The organism is Aeromicrobium panaciterrae, from assembly GCF_031457275.1.
In the GTDB taxonomy this organism is placed as follows: domain Bacteria; phylum Actinomycetota; class Actinomycetes; order Propionibacteriales; family Nocardioidaceae; genus Aeromicrobium; species Aeromicrobium panaciterrae_A.
Genome location: NZ_JAVDWH010000001.1, coordinates 2,332,134 through 2,350,885, shown reverse-complemented (window position 1 = coordinate 2,350,885; position 18,752 = coordinate 2,332,134). Strand labels below are relative to the sequence as shown.

Annotated in this window: 14 protein-coding genes; 11 read left to right on the top strand and 3 right to left on the bottom strand. The window is 64.0% G+C overall.

Features of this window, described 5'->3' with window-relative positions; translation table 11 throughout:
• Positions 1–135: 135 nt before the first annotated feature.
• The 9 genes from J2X11_RS11990 (at position 136) to J2X11_RS11950 (ending at position 13,160) form a co-directional block, all read left to right on the top strand.
• Positions 136–915 carry an electron transfer flavoprotein subunit beta/FixA family protein gene (locus J2X11_RS11990; RefSeq protein ID WP_309971279.1) on the top strand — a complete coding sequence of 260 codons (780 nt, stop codon included), beginning with the start codon at positions 136–138 and terminating at the stop codon, positions 913–915.
• A 14-nt stretch (positions 916–929) separates the two neighbouring features.
• Positions 930–1,871 (top strand): electron transfer flavoprotein subunit alpha/FixB family protein, encoded by a 942-nt coding sequence (locus J2X11_RS11985; RefSeq protein WP_309971276.1) that lies wholly within the window; start codon positions 930–932, stop codon positions 1,869–1,871.
• A gap of 258 nt (positions 1,872–2,129) precedes the next feature.
• Positions 2,130–3,767, top strand: a complete 1,638-nt coding sequence (locus J2X11_RS11980; protein WP_309971273.1) for a peptide ABC transporter substrate-binding protein — start codon at positions 2,130–2,132, stop codon at positions 3,765–3,767.
• A 141-nt stretch (positions 3,768–3,908) separates the two neighbouring features.
• A complete protein-coding gene (locus tag J2X11_RS11975; RefSeq protein WP_309971270.1) occupies positions 3,909–4,835 on the top strand; it encodes an ABC transporter permease in 927 nt (308 codons plus the stop codon).
• On the top strand, positions 4,828–5,802 hold the full coding sequence (locus J2X11_RS11970; protein WP_309971268.1) for an ABC transporter permease: 975 nt from the start codon (positions 4,828–4,830) through the stop codon (positions 5,800–5,802). The genes J2X11_RS11975 and J2X11_RS11970 overlap by 8 nt, the downstream gene beginning before the upstream one ends.
• Positions 5,799–7,511, top strand: a complete 1,713-nt coding sequence (locus J2X11_RS11965) for an ABC transporter ATP-binding protein (RefSeq protein WP_309971265.1) — start codon at positions 5,799–5,801, stop codon at positions 7,509–7,511. Before J2X11_RS11970 ends, J2X11_RS11965 begins: the two co-directional genes overlap by 4 nt.
• Before the next feature lie 56 nt (positions 7,512–7,567).
• Positions 7,568–8,239, top strand: a complete 672-nt coding sequence (locus J2X11_RS11960) for a hypothetical protein (RefSeq protein WP_309971262.1) — start codon at positions 7,568–7,570, stop codon at positions 8,237–8,239.
• Positions 8,239–9,747, top strand: coding sequence for a DNA polymerase Y family protein (locus J2X11_RS11955; RefSeq protein ID WP_309971259.1), 1,509 nt, complete (start codon positions 8,239–8,241; stop codon positions 9,745–9,747). Before J2X11_RS11960 ends, J2X11_RS11955 begins: the two co-directional genes overlap by 1 nt.
• Positions 9,747–13,160, top strand: a complete 3,414-nt coding sequence (locus J2X11_RS11950) for an error-prone DNA polymerase (protein ID WP_309971256.1) — start codon at positions 9,747–9,749, stop codon at positions 13,158–13,160. Before J2X11_RS11955 ends, J2X11_RS11950 begins: the two co-directional genes overlap by 1 nt.
• 28 nt (positions 13,161–13,188) lie before the next feature.
• On the opposite strand, the gene J2X11_RS11945 is transcribed toward J2X11_RS11950, so the two are convergent.
• The 3 genes from J2X11_RS11945 to J2X11_RS11935 form a co-directional block, all read right to left on the bottom strand.
• Positions 13,189–14,793 carry an MFS transporter gene (locus tag J2X11_RS11945; protein WP_309971254.1) on the bottom strand — a complete coding sequence of 535 codons (1,605 nt, stop codon included), beginning with the start codon at positions 14,791–14,793 and terminating at the stop codon, positions 13,189–13,191.
• Positions 14,790–15,407 (bottom strand): TetR/AcrR family transcriptional regulator, encoded by a 618-nt coding sequence (locus tag J2X11_RS11940; protein ID WP_309971251.1) that lies wholly within the window; start codon positions 15,405–15,407, stop codon positions 14,790–14,792. The genes J2X11_RS11945 and J2X11_RS11940 overlap by 4 nt, the downstream gene beginning before the upstream one ends.
• A 101-nt stretch (positions 15,408–15,508) precedes the next feature.
• Positions 15,509–16,678 carry a GNAT family N-acetyltransferase gene (locus J2X11_RS11935; RefSeq protein WP_309971249.1) on the bottom strand — a complete coding sequence of 390 codons (1,170 nt, stop codon included), beginning with the start codon at positions 16,676–16,678 and terminating at the stop codon, positions 15,509–15,511.
• Between the two features lie 106 nt (positions 16,679–16,784).
• Between J2X11_RS11935 and J2X11_RS11930 the strand changes: the two genes are divergently transcribed.
• Together J2X11_RS11930 and nadA are read left to right on the top strand one after the other, a co-directional pair.
• Positions 16,785–17,477 (top strand): NUDIX hydrolase, encoded by a 693-nt coding sequence (locus J2X11_RS11930; protein WP_309971246.1) that lies wholly within the window; start codon positions 16,785–16,787, stop codon positions 17,475–17,477.
• A complete protein-coding gene (gene nadA, locus J2X11_RS11925) occupies positions 17,474–18,751 on the top strand; it encodes a quinolinate synthase NadA (RefSeq protein WP_309971244.1) in 1,278 nt (425 codons plus the stop codon). The genes J2X11_RS11930 and nadA overlap by 4 nt, the downstream gene beginning before the upstream one ends.
• Position 18,752: the final 1 nt, after the last annotated feature.

Sequence of the window (18,752 nt, the reverse complement as noted above, 5' to 3'; positions counted from 1 at the left end):
ACCTAACCCATGCCGCTGGGGGTCGCTCCCATTGCTACGCCTCGGTAACATTCAGGTCACAAGAGACCACTTCGATCCGGCGCCCTGCGCCATGGGATGGTGGCTCTGCACCCCTAACTCACAGGAGGGTCCCTCGTGACCAAGATCGTTGTTGCGGTCAAGTACGTCCCAGACGCAACCGCCAACCGCTCGTTCAACGCTGACAACACCGTTGACCGTGATGGCGTTGACGGCCTGCTGTCGGAGCTCGACGAGTACGCGGTCGAGCAGGCACTGCAGATCATCGAGGCCGGTGAGGGCGAAGTAACCGTCCTTACAGTTGGCCCGGACGATGCAGCTGATGCGATCCGCAAGGCTCTGCAGATGGGCGCCGATGCTGGCGTACACGTCAAGGACGATGCGATCCACGGTTCTGACGCCTTCGCCACGTCCCTCGTGTTGGCTGAAGCGATCAAGAAGCTCGACTACGACCTGCTGTTCTTCGGCATGACCTCGACTGATGGTGGCATGGGCGTTGTCCCGACTCTCGTCGCCGAGCGTCTCGGCGTCCCCGCCGTGACTTTCGCTTCCGAGGTCACCGTCGATGGCGACACGGTCAAGATCCGTCGCGATGGCGACGTAGCTGCTCAGACGGTTGAGGCGACCGGCAAGGTCGTCGTCAGCGTCACTGACCAGACCGGCGAAGCTCGCTACCCGTCGTTCAAGGGCATCATGGCCGCGAAGAAGAAAGAGGTCCAGGAATGGAGCCTCGCTGACCTCGGCCTCGACGCTGCAAGCGTCGGCCTCGACAACGCCTGGTCCAAGGTTGAGTCGTTCGAGCCCCGCCCGGCACGCACTGCCGGCGAAATCGTGACCGATGAGGGAGACGGCGGCACCAAGCTCGCCGAGTTCCTTGCCTCCAAGAAGTTCGTCTGAGAAGGAACTGACCTATGTCTGAAGTTCTCGTAGTCGTCGACCACGTCGACGGAGCCGTTACCAAGCCCACCCTCGAACTGCTGACGATCGCCAAGCGTCTCGGCGAGCCGTCCGCGATCTACTTCGGCGGCGGCGCTGTGCCGTCCGTGCTCGCTGAGCACGGCGCTGAAAAGATCTACCAGCTCGATGACGCTGCCTACACCGACTTCCTGGTCGCGCCCAAGGCTGAGGCAATCGCGAAGATTGCTGGCGACTCGTCGCCCGCAGCTGTGCTGCTGTCCTCGAGCGCCGAGGGCAAGGAGATCGCCGCTCGCGTCGCTCTCAAGATCGAGTCGGGTCTCATCACCGACGCTGTCGACGTCACCGCTGATGGTGTGACGACGCAGTCGGTTTTCGCCGGTAACTTCACGGTCCAGTCCAAGGTCACCAAGGGTGCCTCGGTCATCACCGTCAAGCCCAACTCGGCCAACCCCGAGGCATCGGCTGGCGCCGGCGCTGTCGAGGCCGTCTCGGTCGACATCTCGGATGCAGCCAAGGGTGCCAAGATCACTGACTCACAGCCCAAGGCAGAGTCGGGTCGCCCCGAGCTCACCGAAGCTGCCATCGTCGTCGCAGGTGGACGCGGTACTGGCGGTGACTTCTCCGAGGTCGAGGCATTCGCTGACTCGCTCGGTGCAGCTGTTGGCGCCTCGCGCGCAGCGGTTGACTCGGGTTGGTACCCGCACTCGTTCCAGATCGGTCAGACCGGCAAGACGGTTTCGCCCCAGCTGTATGTCGCCAACGGCATCTCGGGCGCGATCCAGCACCGTGCCGGTATGCAGACGTCCAAGACGATCATCGCGGTCAACAAGGACGACGAAGCACCGATCTTCGAGCTCGTCGACTTCGGTGTCGTGGGAGACCTCAAGACGGTCCTCCCGCAGGCCACCGATGAGATCAAGAAGCGCAAGGGCTGATCAGCAACACGCTCACCCTTTCGAACGGCCGGTCCCACTGGGGCCGGCCGTTCGTCATTTGCGCCTGATTCGACCGGGCGATGTCAGAGTGATCCGCTGGAACTATTGACATTCAAAATTCGTATGCCGGATTTCCCCCGCCTGAGTTTGGTAACACTTTGATTACGGAGCCCTTCCGCGCTATTCCGTGAACCAGTACCAGTGATAGCAATGGGGGTGCGCGCGCTCAGCGTGCACACACAATCACAGGAGGAATCCATGCGACTCTCTCGGCGTACACGCCTTGCGGGTGTGGCATTCGTCGCTGTCGGCAGCCTTACCTTGGCGGCTTGCGGTGGCGGAAGCGACGATAAGTCCGGCGGAACCGATTCGGTCATCACGGTCTACGGGACCAACCCGCAGAACCCGCTGATCCCGACGGCTACCAACGAGGTCGGTGGCGGTGACCCGCTCGACAACCTGTTCTCGGGTCTGGTTGCCTACAACACCGACGGTTCGGTCACCAACGAGGTCGCTGAGTCCATCGAGCCTGACGCGGCCAAGAAGGTTTGGACCGTCAAGATCAAGAGTGGCGAGAAGTTCACCAACGGTGAGGCCATCACGGCTGACTCGTTCGTGAAGGCGTGGAACTACGGCGCCAACCCTGCCAACAAGCAGCTCAACAACTACTTCTTCTACCCGATCGAGGGCACCGACGACATCGGTAACACTGTCGACGGCGACACGGTCAAGGGCCTGAAGGTTGTTGACGACAGCACGTTCACCGTCACGCTGAAGGCACCGGAGTCGGACTTCCCGCTCCGCCTCGGCTACTCGGCTTACTTCCCGGTCCCCGAAAGCGCCTATGGCCCCGACGGCAAGATCACCAAGGAGTTCGGCGAGCGTCCGATCGGTAACGGTCCGTACAAGCTGACCAAGAGCGGCTGGGAGCGCAACAAGCAGATCTCGCTTGAGCCCAACCCGGACTACGACGGAATCCACAAGCCGAAGAACGGCGGACTGGTGTTCAAGTTCTACGCAGGTGGCGGAACTGACGCTGCTTACACCGACGTTCAGTCGGGCAACCTCGATGTTCTCGACCAGGTGCCGCCGAGCGCGCTCACCACATTCGAGAGCGACGACAAGGTTGCGGCGTACAACGAGCCCGGTTCGAGCTTCTCCTCGCTGACGATTCCCGAGAAGCTTGCTCACTTCGAAGGTGCTGAGGGCGACCTGCGTCGCGCTGCCATCTCGCTGGCCATCAACCGCCCCGAGATCACCGAGAAGATCTTCAACAACGCTCGTACACCCGCGAAGGACTTCACTTCGCCCGTGCTCGATGGTTGGACGGACAAGGTCGAGGGCAATGACGTCCTGACCTTCAACGCTGAAGAGGCCAAGAAGAAGTGGGCCGAGGCTGACGCAATCTCGAAGTGGGACGGCAAGTTCGTTGTCGCCTACAACGCTGACGGCGCTGGCAACAAGGAGTTCACCGAGGCGATGACCAACCAGGTCAAGAACGTCCTCGGCATCGACTCCGAGCCGAAGGTCTACCCGACGTTCGATGAGCTCCGCAAGGAAGTCACCGAGCGCACGATCAAGACCGCCTTCCGTACCGGTTGGCAGGCCGACTACCCGTCGATGCTCAACTACCTCGGTCCGATCTACGCCACTGGCGCAGGTTCGAACGACGGTGACTACACCAACCCGGCATTCGACAAGCTGATCTCGGAGGCTTCGGCCGCTGAGGGCGATGAGCGCTACAAGCTCATCGGTGAAGCTCAGGCCATCCTTCTGAAGGAACTGCCGGCCATCCCGCTGTGGTACCAGAACGCCACCGCAGTGACGAACAAGGACCTCAACGGGTTCGAGTTCAACTGGAAGCAGAAGCCCGACTACTACAAGCTCACCAAGTAGTAGCCAGGTCCGACTAACGAGCGGGGGCAGCCACCTGGCTGCCCCCGTCTCGTCGGGCCTCCCAGGCGGATGGTTCAACACGGGGAGTACCGTGGCGGCCATCCGTGATCTGCCCTTCCACGGACTCAAGGAGGCCAACCCATGTGGTGGTACGTCGCCAAGCGGTTGTTGCAAACCATCCCAGTGTTTCTGGGCGCCACGCTGATCCTCTTCATCTTGCTGAAGCTGCGACCGGGCGACCCGATTCTCAACTTGGCCGGCAACAAGCCGGTCTCCCAAGAAGTACGCGACGCGCTCGCTGCGCAGTACCACCTCGACGACCCGCTGTTCGTCCAGTGGTTCCAGTTCGCCAAGAACGCCCTAACTTTCAATTTCGGTGAGACCTTCGCCGGTCAGCCCGTCTTCGACCTGATCAAGCAGACCTTCCCGGTCACCGTTGTCCTCGCCCTCATGGCCCTGACGATCGACGCGGTTCTCGGTATCGCCATCGGTACGTTCGCCGGTCTCCGCCGCAATGGCTGGTTCGACTCGAGCGCCCTGGTCGTCTCACTGCTCCTCATCTCGATCCCGATCTTCGTGGTCGGCTTCGTGATGCAGCTCGTGTTCGGTGTGAAACTGGGATGGACGTCTCCGACGGTCGGTAGTGACTGGACGATTGGCGACTTGATCCTTCCGGCGATCGTGCTGGCCATCGCCAACTTCGCTTACACAATCCGACTCACTCGCACCTCGGTGGCTGAGAACCTCAGCGCCGACCACGTACGTACGGCTCGTGCCAAGGGACTCTCGGAGCGACTCGTCATCAGGAACCACGTGCTCCGCAACTCGCTGGTGCCAGTCGTCACTTACATCGGCATCAACCTCGGTTCGTTGATGGCTGGCGCTGTCATCACCGAGACCATCTTCAACGTGCCGGGCATCGGCAACGCGGCCTACGTCGCCATCCAAAAGGGCGAGACCTCGACTGTCGTCGCAATTGTGACGTTCATGGTCATGGTCTACGTGCTCATGAGCCTCCTGGTGGACTTGATCTACGCCCTACTTGACCCGAGGATCCGTTATGTCTGAGACACGAGAGGGCCAGGAGCGATTCGTCGCCCCGATCGAAGAGACCCCGCTACGAGCGATTGACGCAGTCAACGTCGACGCGGTGCCCGAAAACCAGTGGAAGGAAGCCTGGAAGCGTCTGCGGACGTCGTTCCTGTTCTGGTTCGCCGTCGCCATCCTCGCGGTCATTGCAGCGATGATCTTCCTTCCTGGGTTGTTCACTGACGTTTCCGCCGACGCCGTGGGCAAGCTGGAGAACAGCTTCGCTCCTGCGAGCGAAGGTCACCCGTTCGGCTTCAACCAGCAGGGTGAAGATGTGTGGGCCAACGCGGTCTACGGCGCGCGTGCCTCGGTTGCCGTCGGAGTGCTCACCACGATCATCACGGCCATTCTCGGCATGGTGACGGGTGCGATCGCGGGCTTCTACGGCGGCATCGCCGACACGTTGATCTCTCGCTTCAGCGACATCTTCTTCTCGATCCCGTTGCTGCTCGCGTGCATCGTGGTCATCTCGGTCCTCAACAACACGTTCCCCGATCGTGGGTTCTGGGCCTCAGTCCTGGTGGTGGTGATGGCCCTTGCTTTGTTTGCCTGGCCACAGATCACTCGCCAGATGCGAGGAGCGGTGCTCGAGATCAAGAACCTCGAGTTCGTCGACGCCGCGACCGCAATCGGCGCATCGAAGATGAAGAACCTTCGTCGCCACATCGTCCCCAACGCGTTGGCGCCGGTCATTGTGACGGCGACGATCTCGCTGGGCGTGTTCATCGTTGCCGAGGCATCGCTGTCATTCCTGGGCCTTGGCCTCCCGCAGAACGTTGCCTCATGGGGCAACGACCTGTCGGATGCTCAGGTGCAGGTTCGTTCCGGTCAGCACCTCAACGTCATGTACGTACCGGCAGCCGCTCTAGCACTCACCGTCCTCGGCTTCATCCTGCTGGGTGAGGCCGTACGCGAAGCCCTCGACCCGAAGGCGAGGAAGAAGTGAACAACTCCACACCCCTTCTCCAGATCGAAGACCTGAGCGTCGGCTTCCACGCTGGCAAGGAGATCCTCACGGCCGTCGATGGCGCCAACCTGACGATCTATCCCGGTCAGACCATTGCGATCGTGGGCGAGTCCGGTTCGGGCAAGTCGACTCTTGCGCACGCCGTGATCGGGTTGCTGCCCGGCACCGGCAAGGTGACCGGCGGTGCGATCAAGTTCGATGGCGCCGACATCAGCCACGCCGGCAAGGGACAGATCCTCGCACTTCGTGGATCTTCGATCGGCCTCGTTCCTCAGGACCCGATGTCCAACCTCAACCCGCTGTGGCGGGTTGGAGCGCAGATCAAGGAAGCACTCGTCGCCAACGGTGTTGCGACTGGTGCGGCCGCTGACAAGCGCGTCGTCGAGCTGCTCGAGGAGGCTGGTCTGCCGGACGCTGAGCGTCGTGCACGCCAGTACCCCCACGAGTTCTCGGGCGGAATGCGTCAGCGTGCTCTGATCGCGATGGGTCTTGCTGCTCGACCGAAGCTGCTGATTGCCGACGAGCCGACCTCGGCTCTCGACGTGACGGTCCAGAAGCAGATCCTCGATCACCTCGACAAGCTGACAGATGACCTCGGTGTCGCGGTCATGCTGATCACCCACGACCTCGGCCTTGCTGCAGAACGTGCCGACCACCTCGTCGTGATGTACCGCGGTCGGGTCGTCGAGTCAGGTCCGGCGCGGGCAATTCTGCAGAACCCTGAGCACCCGTACACCAAGCGTTTGGTCTCGAAGGCGCCGTCGTTGGCGTCCCAGCGGCTGTCGTCCATCAAGGCGCGCGCGGAAGTGCGGGAGCAGGCGGTGCAGACTGCCGCCGAGATCGCCGAGGAGATCGCCCACAGCGAGACCGAGCTCGGCAAGGGCAAGACCGACATCATCGTGGTCGAGAACCTGACGAAGATCTTCTCGCTGCGCGGTGCCAAGCCCTGGCAGAAGATCCCGTTTGCAGCCGTGGATGACGTGTCGTTCACGCTCAAGCGCGGTACGACGACGGCAATCGTTGGCGAGTCCGGCTCGGGCAAGTCGACAGTGGCACGCATGGTCCTCGACCTGTTGCCGCCGACCTCGGGCAATGTGCTGTTCGACGGTCACAACCTGCGCGACCTCAAGTCCAAGGAAGAGCGCCTGCGCCTGCGTCGTCAGATGCAGCCGGTGTTCCAGAACCCGTATGCGTCACTCGATCCGCTCTACTCGATCTACAAGTCGATCGAGGAGCCGCTCCGCACGCATGACATCGGCACCAACAAGCAGCGCGAGGCCCGCGTACGCGATCTACTCGATCGAGTTTCGCTGCCGACGACGGTGATGTCGCGCTATCCGGGGGAGTTGTCGGGTGGTCAGCGTCAGCGCGTGGCGATCGCACGTGCTCTGGCTCTTGAGCCCGAGGTTGTCATCTGCGATGAGGCTGTCTCGGCGCTCGATGTGTTGGTGCAGGCCCAGATCCTGGAGCTACTCAATGACCTGCAGGCCGAGCTTGGTCTGAGCTACTTGTTCATCACGCACGACCTCGCAGTCGTACGTCAGATTGCTGACAACGTGCTGGTGATGCAGGACGGCAAGGTCGTGGAGTCTGCTTCGGTCACCGAGGTGTTCGACAACCCGCGCGAGGCCTACACGCGCAAGTTGCTGGATGCCATCCCCGGTGCCTCGATCGAGCTCGGAAAGTGACGAAGTAGTCCTTCTGACGGGTTGACCCATTCGAACAGATGTTCGAAGATTGATGGATGACCGTTGCCCTCTCGCCGACCCCTGAATCCTCAAAACTCAGCGAGCTGCGCGAACGCGTCAACCAGATGCAGGGTCGACCAGCTTCGCAACCCGTAGCGACACATCCTGCGCTCGCCGGTCTGCTGCAATTGCAGACCGGATCGAGCTATGGCGTCGATTCGGCGAGCCTGGCGATTGCACTGATGGCTGGCCCTTCGGCCGATGGAGCCTGGTGTGGGGTCGTCGGGTCGGCAGAGCTGGGCCTCGAGGCTGCGGCGGCTGCTGGTGTCGAGTTGCGCCGTACGATCCTGGTTCCCGATCCGGGTGACGCTTGGCTCGAGGTCACCGCTGCGCTGATCGACGTGCTCGGCGTTGTGGTCCTGCGCGCTCCTTCGTCGATCACCGACGGTGAGGTGGCGCGACTCAGCGCCCGACTGCGTCAACGCGGGGCAATCCTCATCTCGTGGGGCGACTGGCCGCGATGTGAGGCGCGACTGACGATGCGCGATGCCCAGTGGGGTGGGCTGGGGCAGGGGCATGGTCACCTGCAGGCACGCCAGGTGACGGTCGACGTACAGCGAGGCACCGCGCCCGCCCGATCGGGTCGGCTCTGGTTGCCTGACGCCGATCTCGCGATTCGTCGGGTTGAGTCAGAGGCCAAGCCCACCGTGCTCAGGAGCGTCAGCTGATGCCGCGGACCATGGTGATGTGGGCACCGGACTGGCCGATCGTTGCGGCAGACCTGCCGCCTTCGCAGCCTGCTGCGGTGCTCGACAAGGGGCAGGTGCTGGCCTGCTCCCAGGCGGCACGCGCGGAGGGCGTACGCCGTGGCATGCGTCGCCGCGATGCCCAGTCGCGCTGCCCTGGCCTGGTGCTGCACGACTACAACGCCGATGCTGATGCGCGCGGATTTGAGGCGGTGCTCACCGCGATCGAGGCGTTGAGTCCTGGAGTCGCCCCATTGCGGCCGGGATTGTGCGCGTTGCGGGTGCCGAGTCGCTTCTATGGCGGGGAGGCCGAGGCGGCGGCGGTCATCGCCGAGCGGTTGGTCGGCATCGGTGTGTGGGACGTACGCATCGGCATCGCCGACGGATTGTTTGCCGCTGAGCTGGCTGCTCGCCGGGCGTTGGCGCAGGACAGTCTCGCGATCCCGCGAGGTGGTTCGGCGCACTTCCTGCGCGACCTCCCGATTGACGCCCTCGACGATGCCGATCTCGTCGGACTGCTGCGACGTATGGGTCTGCAGACCCTCGGTGACTTTGCTGGGCTGCCCGCCGCTGACGTACATACGCGATTCGGTACGCATGGGGAGTTGCTGCACCGGCTGGCTCGTGGGCTCGACCCGCTGCCTGTCGGAAGTCGGCAGGTGCCGCCGGAGTTCGACGCGACGCTGCTGCTGGAGCCACCCCTCGAGCTGATCGAGCCGATCGCGTTCAGCCTGCGCACCACCGCCGAGGGCTTCGTCAAAGATCTCGCTGCCCATGGTCTGGTCTGCACGACAGTGCTGATCGAGGTCGATGCCGATGGCTCGTTGGCGACGGCTCGGCGCTGGATGCATCCGCGTTGGTTCGGTGCCACCGATCTGATCGACCGGGTCCGTTGGCAGCTGCAGGCCGATGGTGCCGTACGCGCACCCGTCGATGCCGTACGACTGATCCCCGAAGTCACTGAGCCGCTCGGCGACCATGCCGACAGCCTGTTTGGCGGTGGACCCGACGAGCGAGTGGAGCGCGGAGTCGCAAGAGTGCAGAGCATCGTCGGCCATGAGTCGGTGGTGTCGGCATCGGTGCAGGGCGGCCGGGGTCCTGCCGAGCGGCGGCTGCTGGTCCCGTGGGGTGAACGTGCCGTGGCCAAGCGATCCGCGGGACTGCCGTGGCCGGGCAGCCTGCCACCGCCGGCGCCGGCAACCGTCTATACCGAGCCGCATGAGGCTCTGGTCGTGGGCGCCGAAGGGCAGCCGATCGGGGTCACTGGTCGCGGGGTGATCACGGGGGAGCCGGCTCGGTTCAGGGCGGCCGTAGGCAGCGACTGGCAGCCCGTGGCGTCGTGGGCAGGCCCGTGGCCGGTCGACGAGCAGTGGTGGGACGAAGCCTCGTCGCGTCGGCTGGCCCGCTTCCAGGTCGTCGGCGTCGACGGCAGCGCCTGGCTGATGCTCGTCGAGAACGGCACCTGGTGGACTGAAGCGAGATATGACTGATGGGCTGGTCCAATCCGGACATGCCGTGGCGGGAGCTGGAGCGGCGGCTCTCAGGTCGTACGACACCCAATGATCGTCCTGTCCCTGACGGTGGCGACGGGCCGGGCTTCTCGCGCAAGCGCCCCACGTACGAGCCCACCGAGACGATCCGGCGACCCGATGGACCGGTCGTGCCCTACGCCGAGCTGCACTGCCACAGCAACTTCAGCTTCCTCGACGGTGCGAGTGGTCCCGATACGTTGGTCGAGGAGGCAATCAGCCTGGGACTGCACGGTCTGGCGATCACCGACCACAACGGGTTCTACGGGGCGCCGCTCTTTGCCGAGATCGCCCAGAAGTATGAGTCTGAGCAATTGCTCACGATCTATGGGGCCGAGCTCTCGCTGGGACTGAGCGGTCCGCAGAACGGTGTCGCTGATCCCGAGGGCAGTCACCTGTTGGTGCTGGCACGCGGGGTCGAGGGCTATCACCGGCTCGCTGGTGCCATGACCGAAGCGCACTTCCGTGGCGACGAGAAGGGGCGTCCGGTCTACGACCTCGACGAGCTCGCCGAGATGGGGCGTGACCACTGGTTGGTGCTGACGGGCTGCCGCAAGGGTTCCGTACGCCAAGCCCTCGCAGGTGGGGGGCGTGAGGCAGCCGCCAAGGAACTCGATCGACTGACGGCGATGTTCGGTCACGACAATGTCGTCGTCGAGCTGATCGACCATGGGTTCCCGACTGACAGCGCCATCAATGACGCGCTCGCAGCCCTTGCTGCCGATCACGGGCTACCGATCGTGGCAACCAACAACGTCCACTACGCCAAGCCGGCAACTCATCAGCTCGCTGCGGCAACCGCCGCCGTACGTGCGCGGCGCAGCCTGGCAGACATGGACGGCTGGCTGCCGACGTCGAGCTCGGCGCACCTGCGATCGGGAGCGGAGATGCAGCGACGTTTTGCCCGCTACCCCGGCGCCGTGCAGCACAGCGTCAGGATCGCCGACGAGGTCGCGTTCGACCTACGGGCGGCGACACCGCGACTACCGCGCCGCGGCATACCCGAGGGCCACACTGCGATGAGCTGGCTGCGCGAGCTGGCCGATCGAGGCATACGTACGCGCTACGCGCACAACATCGACAAGGCGCGTGAACGCATCGAGCGGGAGCTTGCAGTGATCGAGGAGAAGGACTTCCCGGGCTACTTCCTGATCGTTCACGACATCGTCAAGGAGGCCAAGCGGCGCAAGATCCTGTGCCAGGGCCGAGGCTCGTCAGCCAACTCAGCGCTTTGCTACGCGCTGGGCATCACCGCAGTCGACTCAATCTTCTACAACCTGCCCTTCGAGCGTTTTCTCGCCACGACCCGTGAGGAGGAGCCCGACATTGACGTCGACTTCGACTCAGCCCGGCGCGAGGAGGTCATCCAGTGGGTCTACGAGACCTACGGTCGCCACAACGCGGCACAGGTCGCAAACGTCATCAGCTATCGACCTCGCTCGGCTGTCCGTGATGCCGCCAAGGCGCTCGGCTACTCAACAGGTCAACAGGACGCCTGGTCCAAGCAGATCGACGGGTGGAGCTCGATCTCGGCCGGCGAGACCTCGGAGGTGCCAAAACAGGTCGTCGATCTGGCCAATCAGCTGATCAAGGCGCCACGCCATCTCGGCATCCACTCGGGCGGGATGATCCTGACCGAGCGGCCCATCGGCGAGGTGTGTCCCATCGAGCGCGGCCGTATGAAGGACCGCACAGTCCTGCAGTGGGACAAGGACGCGTGCGAGTGGATGGGACTGGTCAAGTTCGATCTGCTCGGCCTCGGCATGCTCGGCGCGCTCAACCACACCCTCGAGATCGTCGCCGAGCACCTGGGGGAGGAGTTGACGCTCGACACGATCCCCAAGGAAGAGGCAGCGGTCTACGACATGTTGTGTCGCGCCGACTCGATTGGTGTGTTCCAGGTTGAGAGCCGTGCCCAGATCGGCACACTCCCGCGCCTGCAACCGCGCTCCTACTACGACCTGGCGATCGAGATCGCGCTGATCCGCCCAGGTCCGATCCAGGGTGGCGCGGTGCACCCCTACATACGTCGAGCCACCGGCAAGGAGGAGGTGACCTACCCGCACCCGATCCTCGAGCCGGTGCTGGAGCGCACCAAGGGCGTGCCGCTGTTCCAGGAGCAGCTGATGCAGATGGCGATCGCGATCGGCGACTGCACCGGTGATGAGGCCGACCTGCTGCGCCGGGCGATGGGTTCCAAGCGAGGCATCGAACGCATTGAGTCACTGCGCGAGAAGCTCTACGACGGTATGGCGAGGCATGGGCTCAGCGAGGAAGAGTCCGACGTGATCTATCTCAAGATCCAGTCCTTTGCCAACTTCGGCTTCGCCGAGAGCCACGCCCTGAGCTTTGCCCTGCTGGTCTATGCCAGCTCATGGCTCAAGCTGCACTATCCCGGTGCGTTCCTGGCGGCGCTGCTGCGCAATCAGCCGATGGGGTTCTATTCACCGCAGTCGCTGGTCACCGATGCTCGCCACCACGGAGTGAAGATCCTGCGTCCTGACATCGTGCACTCCAGAGCCGTGGCTGACCTCGAACTCGGAGCCACGGGGCCAACCGGTCAAGACGTCTGCCTCGAACGTGTCCAGGATCCGGTGCCGCGGTTCATACGCGGCACGGCCGATCCGACGCCTGAGCACCGACGCGATGGCGCCTTTGCCGTACGCCTGGGGCTCGACGAGGTGCAAGGACTCGGCACCGAGATTGCCGAGCGCATCGTCTCCGTACGTGCCGAGCGTCCTTTTGCTGACATGGCAGATGTCGCGCGCCGGGCGGAGCTGACCGTCGCCCAGATGGAGTCACTGGCGACAGCCGGAGCATTCGACGGCTTTGGCATCAGTCGCCGGCAGGCGCTCTGGAATGCCGGTTATGCCGAGCGTTCCGACCAGCTTGAGGGCACTTCTGTCACTCTGCCGCCACCAACGTTGCCCGGTATGAGCGATGTCGAGTTGACGATGGCAGACCTCTGGGCCACCCGTATCTCGCCCGAGACCCACCCGATTGAGCACCTGAGGCCGCTGCTGGAGAGTGAGGGCATCTACTCCGTCGCGGGTCTGGCCAAGGCCGAGGCAGGGCGTCGGGTCAAGGTCGGCGGACTCATCACCCACCGTCAGCGACCGGCCACAGCAGTGGGAGTGACCTTCCTCAACATCGAGGACGAGACCGGCATGCTCAACGTCGTGTGCTCGGAGGCGCTGTGGAAGCGCTATCGCAGGGTTGGCCGCAATGCGGCCGGGATGATCATTCGCGGCACCCTTGAGCGCTATGAGGGAGTGACCAATCTGGTCGCCGACAAGCTCGAGCGCATCGAGACGGTCTACCCACAGGCCGCCTCCGCCATCCCCGCAAAACACAGCGGCCGCAACTTCCGGTAGGGAAGCTGCGGCCACTTGGAAGAACTAGTCAGACGACGACGCCCTCGGGCGCTTCCTCGTCGACCAGCTCGTGGTGCTTCACGTTCAGGAAGATCCAGACGATTGCCGAGGCAGTCCAAATCATGAATGCACCGACCAGGAAGGCGTGTGTCGCACCCGACGTAAAGGCGCTCTGACCAACCAGGTCACTGATGCGCTGCTGCACATCAGCCGACGGAGTGCCTCCGCCACCGGACATCGATGCCGAGATGTCCGCAGCCCGCTCGCGGGTGAAGTGCACGGCGATCGTCGAGAGAGCGGCGAGGCCGATGGCGCCACCGACCTGCTGCATCGTGTTGAGCACGCCGGAGCCGATGCCCGAGTCCTCATCCGGGATGCCGTGCACGGCAACCAGCATCATCGAGACGAACGTCAGACCCATACCGAACGACATCAGGACGACCCAGGGAGCAATCGCGGTCCAGTAGTTGATGTCGTTGCCGGCAAATCCGCCGTTGGCGGCGAGGCTGGCCAGGGTGGCCGGGCTGTCGTCAACGGTGATGCGAGAGAACGCGAACAGTGCCATACCGGCGAGGATGGTTCCCGTACCAGCGAGCCACCTCGGGTCGACCTTGGCAATCAGCTTCGACGAAATCGTGGCGCCGGCGATCATGCCGAAGGTGAACGGCAGGAACGCGAAGCCCGTACGCAGGGAGCTGTAGCCCATCACGTTCTGGACCATCAGGGACAGGAAGAAGAACATGGCGAACATTGCTGCAGGCGTGATCATCATCGACACGAGTGCCGTGGCGCGGGCCCGGCTGGCGAAGATGCTGAGCGGCAGGAGCGGGTTCTTCACAGTGCGCTCGATCTGGACGAAGGCGACGAGCAGGACCACGGCGGCGACCAGTGTGCCGATCGTGACCGAGTCACCCCAGCCGTAGCGGGAGTCGCCGGCGCGCGACAGTCCGTAGACCAGCGAGGTGAGGCCGAGCGTGCCGGACACTGCACCGGGGATGTCGAGGGCGGTGTGCTGCGGCTCGCTCTCCTTGAGGAAGCGCGGCGCGATGAACGCTGCGAACAGGCCGATCGGGACGTTGATCAGGAAGGTCAGGCGCCATCCTTCGAGGCCGCTGACCTCCAGGCCAGTCAGCCAGCCGCCGAGGATCAGGCCGATGGCTGCGCCAACGCCGGACAGCGCTGCGTACACGGAGAATGCGCGGTTGCGCAGGGGACCGGCGGGGAACGTCGTCGAGATCAGTGCGAGGGCAGCGGGAGCGGCCATGGCGGCACCGACTCCCTGCAGACCACGCGAGCCGAGCAGCATCGCTTCGTTCTGGGCGAGACCGCCCAGAGCCGATGCGAACGAGAACAAGACGAGGCCGAGCATGAAGATTCGGCGGCGTCCGTAGAGGTCAGCGAGGCGGCCACCCAGCAGGAGCAGGCCACCGAACGCTAGGGCGTAGCCCGTGACGATCCACTGGAGGTTGTTCTGCGTGATGTCGAGGTCGTGACCGATGTAGGGGAGTGCGATGTTGGCGATCGTGCTGTCGAGCACGACCATGAGCTGGGCCATGCAGATGACGACGAGCGCCCATCCCAGCTTCTCGTTGGAGGTCGAGGGCTGATCCTCGACCGCGATGGTGGTTGTCATGAAGCGTCCTTGGGGGTTGAAGGTTTGAGAACTGCGGGGAGGATCACCTGGTCGATGACCTTGGTGATGGATTCGGTTGTGGCTGGTTGACCCAGGAAGAACTGGCGATGCATGACGATGGCGGCAAGTGCAGGGCCGACAATGTCGAGATCGAGGTCGTCGCGGATCTCGCCGCGTTCCTCGGCCCGTTCAAACAGGACGCGAGTGGCCTCAACCTTGGGGCCGACGAACAGCTCGCGGAAGCCTGCTGCGAACTCGGCGTCACGAGTCAGCGCGGTGATGACACTGCCGAACACCGCAAGCGAGCGCTCGTCTGTCAGACCGCCGTGACCGCAATACGAAGCGATGAGGTCGCCTCGCAATGAGCCGGTCTCGGGTGCTTCGCCAATCGGCCCCTTCTGGGCGAGGACTGCCTCGAGAACGAGGCTTGCCTTCGTCTCCCAGCGGCGGTAGAGCGTTGCCTTGGATGCACGCGCGGCCGAGGCCACCGCGTCCATCGTCAAACGGTCATAGCCGACGTCCGCGAGGACATCGAGCGTGGCTTCGAGAATCTCTTGCTCACGCTCTCCCTCCACACGGGGTCGAGCTGCGGCTGCTACTTCTGCCGGGGTCATACGGGGCTCCTTGATGGAACGAAACTGTTTCGTACCATCAGACGGTACGACATCGTTCCATCGACATGCAAGCCGGCCATTGTGTGACCTGCCGCACAGGGCTAGAAGTAGTCGCGGATGTGCACCTGGCGTCCACCGAAAGCGGCGTCCCAGGTCTCGTCGTCGGCGATCTCGCCACCCGTGAGTTGGCTCGTGCTGCGCAGGTTAGCGCACGACTGGGCGCCGGCGTAGAGCGCGGCGAGCCCCTGAGGCGTGAGTTCGCGGGTGTCCTTGTGTGTGGTTGGTTGACACTCGCCGGTACCGGCGTCGAGGGAGAGTGAGTAGCGATCACCATCGACGCTGAACGGCAGTTCTGCAGTGATCGCCCGAGGATAGGACCGCAGCGACAGCGCCTTGTCGACCTGAAGGATGCTGAGCATGTAGGGCGTCGAGGCGGTGATCTGCCAATGCGAGGTTGGCAGCAGCAGGCGTACGGGATCGTCTCCTGAGGTTCGGATCGAGGTGGTCGGTGCCACCCCAGCAAAGGTTCCGAGCATGTTTAGAAGGGCCGCATAGGCGTCGGCGTTGCGGGCGATCAGGTCGGCGACCTCGATCTTGGCGTCCGCCTCATAGCCCTCGCCGCGATTCCAGGCGGCGTAGCCGGTGACGGTGCCGTTGCTGTCGACCGCCAGCGTGATGCCGGAGTAGGCGGCCAGGCCGTCGGCGTCGACGATGCCGCCCATGGATGGGCTGGTCCTGGTCAGGGGGCCGTTTTGCTCGCTTGACCAAGCGTCGTAGATCTCGCGGATCGCGGCCAGGTCATCGACCGTGGCGCGGCGCGTGGTGGTTGACGACTGGGGGAGTCCAGAGAGTGCGCTGGTGGGGATGGTGGCGAAAATCAGATCGGTGATCCGCTCGTAGCCGAGCCCGCGGTAGACGCGGGGTGCTGTCGGAAACAGGGCCGAGACCACAGAGCCGCGATCGACCGCGGAGGCGAGAACGGCTTCGAGGAGTGGGCGGACTATCCCGCGGCCGCGGTATTCGGCCGTCACACCAACGAAGGCAACGCCAGCCGTGGGTATGGCGACGCCGCCGAACCATGAATGGAACTCGCGGTTGATCGCCTGAGCGACCAAGAGGTCGCCGTCGAAGGCGCCGAACCACTCGCGACCCTCGCGAGTCGACGATGGCAGATCCTCGTCAGGAGTCGGGGGATTGCCGAAGCTCTCGGAACCCAGGCGCATCGCCTGCTTCATGTCGGCGTCGGTCAGCTGGCGTATCTGGAGATCCACGTCTTCATCGTGCCTCATGGAGGTGACACGAAATCTCCGACTAAAGGTTGACATGACTTTAAGGTCCGGCTTAGAGTCGAGGTGACACTAAGTCAGGAGGCGCAGAATGACGATCGGAATGCAGGTCGATCAGCGGGTATCGCTGGCCGTCTCCACCGTGATCTTCGCGCTGCGTCCGCACCCTTCTACGGGTCTGATGACGCTGTGGTTGCCGCTCGTGCGCCGCATCCGTGAGCCGTACGAGGGTCAGTGGGCATTGCCCGGGGGACCGCTCGAAGCGAACGAGGACCTCGCCGCAAGCGCGCGACACACGCTCGAACGTACGACTGGATTGACGCCCAACTACCTCGAGCAGCTCTACGCCTTCGGAAGCCTTGACCGCTCGCCCGACGATCGCGTTGTGTCGATCGTCTACTGGGCGCTCGTGCAGCCCGACGAGGTCGCCCGCGCTGTCGACGGCGAGAACGTCGAGTGGTTCGTCGCTGACGAGCTTCCGCCGCTGGCCTTCGATCACTCCGAGATCGTCACGTACGCGCTGGCTCGCCTGCGCGCCAAGATCACCTACACGCCCATCGCCTACGGGTTCCTCCCGCCTGAGTTCACGCTCGCGGAGCTGCGCGCGGTGCACGAAGCCGTGCTGCGTACGTCTCTCGATCCCGCCAACTTCCGCCGCCAGGCACTCGCCAGCGACACGCTCGTCGCCACGGGCACCTATCTCCAAGGCACCAGCTTTCGTCCACCAGCGCTGTTCCGATTCACGGCTGGCGCGCCAACCCCGCTTCCCGAGGAGCGCAGATGACCTCCGTCCACGACATCATCACCGCCGACCCAGCAGCGAGCTGCGACGTCGAGCTGGTCAAGGGACCGTGGGAATTCGACACGATCCCCGGCTACGGTCCCGGGTGCTCCGAGGACGATGTCATTCCCGAGCCCGTCGTACGTCCCGGGCAGCTGCCCGCGGCGTACCAAAAGATGAGCGACGACGAGCTCCACGCGCGCATCCGTGCCGCCAAGGAGACGCTTGGCAACAAGCTCGTGATTCTGGGGCACTTCTACCAGCGCGATGAGGTCATTCAGCACGCCGACTTCGTCGGTGACTCATTCCAGCTCGCCAACGCCGCCCTGACAATGCCCGACGCCGAGGCGATCGTGTTCTGCGGCGTGCACTTCATGGCCGAGACCGCCGACATCCTGGCCCGTCCCGAGCAGCACGTCATCCTGCCCAACCTCGCCGCCGGCTGCTCGATGGCCGACATGGCCGACGAAGACACCGTCGAGGCCTGCTGGGAAGAGCTCATGGACATCTACGGCAGCGAGCCTGATGCCGACGGCAAGCAGCCCGTCATCCCGGTGACCTACATGAACTCCTCGGCAGCGCTGAAGGCGTTCTGCGGACGCAACGGCGGCATCGTCTGCACGTCGTCCAACGCGTCGACAGTCCTGGAATGGGCCTTCGAGCGCGGACAGCGCGTGCTGTTCTTCCCCGACCAACACCTCGGCCGCAACACGGCCAAGGCCATGGGCATCACGATGGATCAGATGCCCATGTGGAACCCGCGCAAGCCGCTCGGCGGACACACCGAAGAGGTGCTGCTCGACGCCAAGGTGCTCCTGTGGCACGGCTTCTGCTCAGTGCACAAGCGCTTCACAGTGGGCCAGATCAAGAAGGCCCGCGAGGAGTTCCCGGGCGTCAAGATCATCGTCCACCCCGAGGCGCCGATGCCGGTCGTTGATGCCGCTGACGCATCAGGCTCGACAGACGCGATCCGCAAATTTGTTGAGGCGTCACAGCCTGGCGACACGATCGCGATCGGCACCGAGGTCAACATGGTCAACCGCCTCGCCGCGGAGTACCCCGACCGTACGATCTTCTGCCTCGACCCGGTCGTGTGCCCGTGCTCGACGATGTATCGCATCCATCCCGGCTATCTCGCCTGGACTCTGGACGGTCTGGTCGAGGGCGAGATCCGCAACGAGATCATCGTCGACGGTGATACCGCGACGTACGCCAAGGTCGCCCTCGAGCGGATGCTCTCGGCGCTCCCCAAAGCCGCACCTGTGATCGGAGACTGAG